The organism is Desulfobulbaceae bacterium, from assembly GCA_015231515.1.
Classification (GTDB): Bacteria; Desulfobacterota; Desulfobulbia; order Desulfobulbales; family VMSU01; genus JADGBM01.
In genome coordinates this window covers 5,449-12,537 of sequence record JADGBM010000087.1, presented here as the reverse complement: position 1 = coordinate 12,537, position 7,089 = coordinate 5,449, and the positions used below count along the sequence as shown (strand labels likewise).

9 protein-coding genes and 1 pseudogene (1 of these 10 only partly in view) are annotated in these 7,089 nt (G+C 46.0%); 8 read left to right on the top strand and 2 right to left on the bottom strand.

The window, feature by feature from the left end:
• The 8 genes from HQK80_12275 to HQK80_12240 form a co-directional block, all read left to right on the top strand.
• On the top strand, positions 1-522 hold a 522-nt coding region (locus HQK80_12275; protein MBF0222980.1), incomplete at its 5' end, for an RNA-binding protein.
• Between the two features lie 166 nt (positions 523-688).
• Positions 689-2,101 (top strand): tRNA uridine-5-carboxymethylaminomethyl(34) synthesis GTPase MnmE, encoded by a 1,413-nt coding sequence (mnmE, locus tag HQK80_12270; protein ID MBF0222979.1) that lies wholly within the window; start codon positions 689-691, stop codon positions 2,099-2,101.
• A gap of 22 nt (positions 2,102-2,123) precedes the next feature.
• Positions 2,124-3,620: an HDOD domain-containing protein gene (locus HQK80_12265; protein MBF0222978.1), complete on the top strand. Its 1,497-nt coding sequence runs from the start codon at positions 2,124-2,126 to the stop codon at positions 3,618-3,620.
• Between the two features lie 128 nt (positions 3,621-3,748).
• Positions 3,749-4,642: a hypothetical protein gene (locus HQK80_12260; protein ID MBF0222977.1), complete on the top strand. Its 894-nt coding sequence runs from the start codon at positions 3,749-3,751 to the stop codon at positions 4,640-4,642.
• 141 nt (positions 4,643-4,783) lie between these two features.
• Positions 4,784-5,227, top strand: a complete 444-nt coding sequence (locus HQK80_12255) for a DedA family protein (protein ID MBF0222976.1) — start codon at positions 4,784-4,786, stop codon at positions 5,225-5,227.
• 5 nt (positions 5,228-5,232) lie between these two features.
• Positions 5,233-6,093 (top strand): hypothetical protein, encoded by an 861-nt coding sequence (locus HQK80_12250; protein MBF0222975.1) that lies wholly within the window; start codon positions 5,233-5,235, stop codon positions 6,091-6,093.
• A 2-nt stretch (positions 6,094-6,095) separates the two neighbouring features.
• Positions 6,096-6,293, top strand: a complete 198-nt coding sequence (locus tag HQK80_12245; GenBank protein ID MBF0222974.1) for a hypothetical protein — start codon at positions 6,096-6,098, stop codon at positions 6,291-6,293.
• A gap of 61 nt (positions 6,294-6,354) precedes the next feature.
• Positions 6,355-6,543 carry a diguanylate cyclase gene (locus tag HQK80_12240; protein MBF0222973.1) on the top strand — a complete coding sequence of 63 codons (189 nt, stop codon included), beginning with the start codon at positions 6,355-6,357 and terminating at the stop codon, positions 6,541-6,543.
• A 94-nt stretch (positions 6,544-6,637) separates the two neighbouring features.
• Here the strand turns inward: HQK80_12240 and HQK80_12235 are convergent, their stop codons facing one another.
• Both HQK80_12235 and HQK80_12230 read right to left on the bottom strand, forming a co-directional pair.
• Positions 6,638-7,018, bottom strand: a complete 381-nt coding sequence (locus HQK80_12235; protein ID MBF0222972.1) for an Hsp20/alpha crystallin family protein — start codon at positions 7,016-7,018, stop codon at positions 6,638-6,640.
• Between the two features lie 44 nt (positions 7,019-7,062).
• Positions 7,063-7,089, bottom strand: a pseudogene (locus HQK80_12230) (Hsp20/alpha crystallin family protein); it runs 419 nt beyond the window's last position.

Sequence of the window (7,089 nt, the reverse complement as noted above, 5' to 3'; positions counted from 1 at the left end):
GTTAAGGCCTTACTCCCGGATATGGTTGCGCTGATGGGGTTTCCTTCCGAGGTAACAACTTCAACCAGCGGCAACAAGATATCTGCCCATATATCTGGAGAGTTCACGAAAGAACTTGTGGGCCGAGATGGCGATACCCTTGATGCCATTCAGTATCTAATGCGCAAAATGATCAGTCAAAAAAAATATACTGACAAACTGTTTTTCTCACTCGATTGTGGTGATTTTCGAGATTCACGTGAAACAGAGCTGCAAGAGCTTGCCTTACAAATGGCTGCAAAGGTTAAAGAAACAGGGAAAACCCAAACTATTGCCGCCCTCAACCCAGCTGAACGTCGTATTGTTCATGTCACCTTGCAAGACAACAAAGCCATTCGCAGTTCCAGTGTAGGTGAAGGGCTATACAAGAAAATACGTATCTTCGCACCGGGGAAGGGTCGAAAAAAAACAAGTCGGGGCCCTCGGGCTGGCAAAAGTCGAACCTCGACAGCTGGTGCTCCAGACCAAAGCCTCCAGGCCTAGCCTGCACTTTACCGACTATAGGAATGGACATCCAGCTACTATCGAGCTATAAATGTAACTTATGCAGGTGGTGCCTCCCAAATAGCGAAAACCACCGACGGCTTATACTCAGTTTCGTAACGGAAGTTGTTTGATCACCAATAAATTGGCGTAAGGAGATGCCGCAATGGTTGACCCTGGGAACAAGGCACTGTCCGGCAACCCAACAATTGTAGCAATTGCAACTCCACCCGGGCCTGGCGGCATTGGCATTGTACGGCTGAGCGGACCCAATGCAGCCGCTATTATTTCAGAACTCTTTATCCCAATCAAGCCCTTATCCGGGCCGTTAACCAGTCACCGTTTCTACTATGGCTGGATATCAGATTCTTCCACTGCGCAAAAAATTGACGAAGTCCTTGTCGTTTTCATGCAAGCCCCACGCACCTACACACGCGAAGATGTTGTGGAGATTCACTGCCATGGCAATTTCCTTATTTTGCAAAAGATACTCACTCTTTGCCAAAACTGCGGGGCGCGTTTAGCTGAACCTGGAGAGTTCACAAAGCTGGCCTTTCTCAATGGCCGTATCGACCTGACACAAGCTGAAGCAGTGCTGGAGCTCCTGACCGCAAAAACAAGTAAGGGGCTCCAACTTGCCGTAGAACAGCTCAAGGGTGGCTTGCACCAGCACATTCAATCTGTCTGCGATAGACTGATCTCAATCAAGGCAGTACTGGAAGTTGCCATTGATTTTCCTGATGACGATATCGACATCATCCAACCCAACAGCATCAAAAAACAGATCAATCAGGAAATCGCCCCCGTATTAGAAAATTTGATCTCCTCAGCTGACAATGGTAAGGTATATAAAGATGGGGTCTCTGTAGTAATTATCGGCAGACCCAATGTCGGCAAATCAAGCCTGTTAAACGCCCTGCTCCGAGAAGACCGGGCCATTGTTACCGCCTTGCCGGGAACGACCCGAGATACTATTGAAGAGCATTTGAACATCAAGGGAATGCCGGTTCGAGTCATCGACACGGCTGGCATTCGAACCAGCACTGAAGCGGTCGAAGAGATAGGCATTCAACGAACCAGGGCCAAGCTGGCTGAGGCAGACCTTGCCTTAATGATGCTTGACTCTTCAGGCCCGATAAGCCGCGAAGATTTGCAGCTTTTTGAAAGTATTGGTGATAAACCTCTTATAGTTGTTGCAAACAAATTTGACATTTCTACCACAACATTATTGACTGATCTTGAGGCACATTTTTCAGGGCATGAAATTGTCAGAACTTCTGCGACAAACAACCAGGGTATCAGCCAGCTCGAAGACGCCGTTTTCTCAATGGTTACCGGCCATTTTGCCGGTTGGGACCCCGGGCATGCAGTTGCACCGAATGCCCGTCATCAGGCGGCCATGACCAACTCTCTTTCGGCATGTCACAGGCTGGTCGAAGGACTTGAACACAACCTGCCGCCAGACTTGCTTGCCATCGAGTTGCAAACGGCCCTTGATCATTTAGGTGATATTGTCGGCTACACCACAACTGAAGAGATTTTAGACAAAATATTTGGTGAGTTTTGTATAGGCAAATAGCAACTGAAGGAAAAGGTATTTCATGGATATCGATCAACAACTAAAGTTCCTCAAGAAAATCGACTTTTTTGATGGCTTTGACGAGCCTGAACTCCGCCAGTTTATTGCCGTAACTAAGTGGCTCAAAGTACCAGCGAACCAGCAAATCATCAAAGAAGACTCCATGGAGAGAGTATTCTATATTCTCGTCAAGGGTCAGGTTTCAGTTGTTAAAACTCTTGGACAGGGCAAAAAAACGGTTGAGCTGACTACCTTAGGCTCAGGTGCGTGCTTTGGTGAGATGTCCCTCGTTATGGATGTTAAGCGAACAGCGGGCGTGATAACCAAGAAAGAGTGTTTTATTTTGATGGTGGAACCAGGCATCATCAACACCTCAAATGTTTTTCTGCAACTAAAATTCTATAAACGCTTTTGTGAAATCCTTGTTTCGCGCTTGATTCAAGCAAACGAAAAAGTTGCTGAGTATGAAAAATCTGCTAACCTTGAAGATCTGAAAGAGGTTCAACTCCCTTCAGAAGTGGCCGAATACAAAGATACAAAGCCACCAGACAACCCGAAGTACTGCCCTGATGATCACTCCGACCAGGAAGAGACCATCATGGTTATTCCGCCTCTACCCGACAAAAAAGACAGGATTGTTAAAGGCAAAATCCATCGTAAAGTTTCTGCTACCCTTAACCTGCCAATTAATCCGACCGCCATTAAATTACTGGAACCCCTATTAGTTGGCGAGTGCGAAAATACCCGCCTTTTCACGGATCTTCTTCTTACCGACCCGGTCTTAAGCTGTAAGGTAATGCAAGTAGCCAACTCTTCTTTTTTCAGACGATCAAATCCGGTGGCCTCGGTTGCACATGCTATAATCACCGTCGGTATCGCACATTTTCAGGAGGTGCTGACTGAGACAATTGAGCAGGTCCGTTTCGTCAAACCATTTCAAGGCTTCAAACAGGTCGCTCGTTCGTTCTGGCGTCACTCTGTCGTTGTCGCCCGCATTGCCGCGACGCTAAAAGATGTCATTCGCATCAACCTTCCCAGTGATGTCTTTCTGGCAGGTTTACTCCATGACCTCGGTGTGCTGGTGCTTGATCCCATCGAACCAAACTTCTACCCGCATCTCGCCGACAAGGATTCCATTGTCGCCACAGACTTCCTTAAAGCAGAGACTTCCTACATTGGCATAGATCACGGGCAGGCCGGTGCCTGGTACGGTGAAAGTATCGGCATTCCAGCGCCCTACCTTCACGCCATGCGTTTTCACCATGACCTTGAAAATGCCAGGGACGACGCGCTCCTGGCTGCTCTTGTACATTTAGCAGACATGTTCGCCACCATACACGGCTGCGGATTGGGAAATGGCGAAAATCAGGTAATCAACCCACTTGAATCGTTTGGCTGGATTATCATCCAGGATAACCACCACCCATTTCTTGAAGTAAATATCTCTGACTTTGTTAATACCTTTAACGAAGAGCTCTCGAAAACGTGGAGTAGTATCACCGGCGGTTTAACCAATTGAGGTACCTGTCCATTACGTTCTCGGGAGTGAGACCATAATCGGCTTAATTTTCAACTCACCAGCCAACGTGGCGCCTCATCACTATTCGAAACCATGAAGCCATAACAAATAACAACCAGCTATATATCGTGATCAAACTTCTTTCTTCAAAGCCACTGTCAATTTGGCTTTTTGCTATAATCTGCCTACTGATGGCGGCTTCGACCTTCTTTCCTGATAACAAACCATACTTTGACCCTGCCATTTACGCCTTATTAGGCCTTATCACCCTTAGCCTTGTCGTCTGCACACTGAGCAACTGGCGACGGTTATCCCGCCCCGTCATTTTAACTCATATCGGTTGTATCTTCACTCTATGTGGCGGCCTGATCAGTGCTGCCGGTTATGTTGCAACCGTCAATATTTACGAAGGCGATTCAGCCACCTCAGCTTTCCGATGGGATACTAATAAGGATATTGATTTAGACTTTGAGCTACATGTCGAAAAAATTCACCGGGAGTTTTATCCTGCCGAAATAAAGGTTGGGATCTTCAAAAATGGCAGCCGTCATGAACTTATCAGAACAAAAACAGGTGAAACCTTTCAGGTAGACAGTTTACACGTTACGGTTGTGGATCTTGACCCGCTCAATCGGTCAATACTCCTTGATATCAAGCCCAACAACGACACCCCACCCTACCGCTATCGGACTACACCCGACCCTTCATCCCAACCGTTATCAACCCCCTTAGAATTTAAGCTCGTTGCCTTTAAAACACCGTTTTTGAAAAAATGTTGGGCCGATCTGACTATCGTTTCAGGAGGTCAACCAGTTTTTTCCAGCCCCACAAGTGTAAATAACCCAATAAAATGGAATGGCCTGAAATTTTTTCTGACCTCTTCAGACAGCGACTCCTTCAGTACAGCCTTTGCCGGCATTCAAATTGTTAAAGACCAGGGCACGCCACTCTCATTTCTGGGCTTTTCAATAATTTGTGCCGGCCTGCTGTTATTGCTTCGTCAGAAGCTATACCCTCCATAGAATCCTTTTCCACATATCCATTAACACCATTGACACAGCACTGCTATTAGGCTCGACACGTTAGCATAATGACCACAAAATATTCTTTGTTTTTTTTATTCCTCGTGATACCTTTTAGAATAAAACTTTAGAAAAAACTCAATGACGCATTTTTTTACAACCCACGGCTTAACAGGCCTTTTTTTCGCCAGCCTCCTGGCCTCCACGATCATCCCCTTTGGCTCAGAATGGCTGCTTATCGCACTTATTTCCCAAGGCCTTGACCTCAATCTCACTGTTGCAACAGCCACCGCCGGCAATTTTTTAGGGGCATGTATCACCTATTGGCTTGGGTTCACCGGATCGTCCTATTTTATTGAAAAAATTTTCAAAATAAGGCCTGAATCTATTGCTCGGGCGCATACGTTCTTCGATCGTTATGGTTCCTGGAGCCTTTTGTTCAGCTGGCTTCCGATCGTCGGAGATCCCCTCTGTCTGGTTAGCGGAACATTACGCTTTTCTTTTGGCAGATTTAGTGTGCTGGTTCTTACTGGAAAATGGGCCCGCTATCTCTCTGTCGCGCTGATAACTAAAGGCCTTGTTTGAACTCCATGATAGATTCGATTTTAAACCGCCTAGCAGGGTTCTATGACCCACTCAACAGGTTTTGGGAGAACGAAAAAACCCATCGTGTTGTCGCTGGCGTTCTGGTGGTCGTTTTCTTAGCCGCCCTTGCAGCCATTGAGCTTAACAGGCAACATCTTTTGCCCCAGGGACTTGCGCAAATTACTCCCCAAAGCCACTATCTGGCCATTAACACTGCCTTCACTCTGGTTCTTATCCTTGAAGTGGTCAGTCTTTTGTTCACCCTGCCCTGTTCCTTATCCAGGGCCTTGGGCAAACAGTTTGAAATTCTGGCACTGATCTTTATGCGAGGCGCCTTTAAGGAAATCTCATATCTTCCGGAACCCATCACCATTGATGGTCATACAGATGTGCTACTACGAATACTTTCGGATGGTGGAGGTGCCATTGCTGTTTTCGCCCTGCTGGGTCTTTACTCAAAACTTCTGCGTCATACCGATGATACCCCTCGGGCTGGCAGTTCACTGATGCGCTTTATCACCGCCAAAAAAACTGTCGCCTTAGGTATGCTTATAATCTTTTTCTGCATGGGCGCTTATAATGGCTGGCTTCTGTTGACAGGTCAAAAAATGTTTCACTTTTTCCAGACCTTTTATACCGTACTCATTTTCTGTGATATTTTGCTCGTTCTTATAGCCCAAAGTTTTCTGCCCCAATTCCGAGCTATCTTCAGAAACTCCGGCTATGCACTGTCTACCCTTCTAATCAGGCTTGCTTTGACAGCGCCACCATTTTTCAATGTTCTGATAGGCGTTGCCTCCGCTCTTTTCGCCGTTGCAGTTACTATTATTTACAACACCTTCTACATAACTCACAAAAAAGGGTGACTATGAGTATCTCAGATACGCTATGGAATAAGCTTGGCGAACTTCCCGACAATGAAGCTCTGCATGTCTTAACCAACCTTTTTGCTACCTATGAAACTTTAGGCAAAAACGATCCGGACAATAAAGAGATATACAATTTCTTTAGAAATCTGGATAATGCAATAGAGCAAACAACCCAATGCAACCTTAACCGACGCTAATACACCTTTATGATTTCTAATAAACCGACGTGGCTTCTTAGAGCTTGCTGAAAAACAAAAATTGCTGGCGGAAAGACTCAAAAGCGGAATTCATATTATCTATGATAAACCGGACAGAAAACATACCCTTGAAATAAGTTTCGGGGAAGCCCGCAGCGACCCAGAAAACCCCTGTACTTTAGACGAGCTTTTTGCTCAGGCCGATCAGATGATGTACGAATCAAAACGCCTCCGCAAAGACCCTCCCTAAAGACAGTTCGAAACCCAGATCCAGACTTGATCTGACTGGCTGCTGAGCCACTCCCTGCCTGCCAGATCAAGTCCATTTTTCCAGGCCATTAAAATCAGCGGATCTCAATCATTCGCGGCTTTGCTGCTTCCGACTTTGGCAGATGAAGCCGCAACACCCCCTCTTTCAACTCAGCATTAACTTTTGCAACATCAATAGTCTGCGGAACAGAAAATGTTCTTTGATATTCAACACTGTCGAACTCTTCCCAGTTAGCAACACCTTCAATTTTCAGATTCCTTACTCCAGAAATTGCCAGTTTACCATTGTCAACATTAACAGTTACCGCCTCCCTGACAACACCAGGCATATCCGCGTACAGGAGAATCTCGTCCTCATTTTCATAGATATCTACCACTGGCGCAACTACAGGGATTTGACGACTTATCTCCGGACTCGTTTCTTCTCTTGGGATAATTCCTTTTTTCTCAGTCATGTGCGTACCTCCACGAATCAATATCAATAAAGTATTTCAAACACCTAGTTAATGGTTACCAGCTTCGGCTT

Coding starts and splice junctions, on each gene's coding strand:
- mnmE (MBF0222979.1), top strand. CDS start 689: ATGGTTGACCCTGGGAACAAGGCACTGTCCGGCAACCCAACAATTGTA.
- HQK80_12265 (MBF0222978.1), top strand. CDS start 2,124: ATGGATATCGATCAACAACTAAAGTTCCTCAAGAAAATCGACTTTTTT.
- HQK80_12255 (MBF0222976.1), top strand. CDS start 4,784: ATGACGCATTTTTTTACAACCCACGGCTTAACAGGCCTTTTTTTCGCC.
- HQK80_12250 (MBF0222975.1), top strand. CDS start 5,233: ATGATAGATTCGATTTTAAACCGCCTAGCAGGGTTCTATGACCCACTC.
- HQK80_12245 (MBF0222974.1), top strand. CDS start 6,096: ATGAGTATCTCAGATACGCTATGGAATAAGCTTGGCGAACTTCCCGAC.
- HQK80_12235 (MBF0222972.1), bottom strand. CDS start 7,018: ATGACTGAGAAAAAAGGAATTATCCCAAGAGAAGAAACGAGTCCGGAG.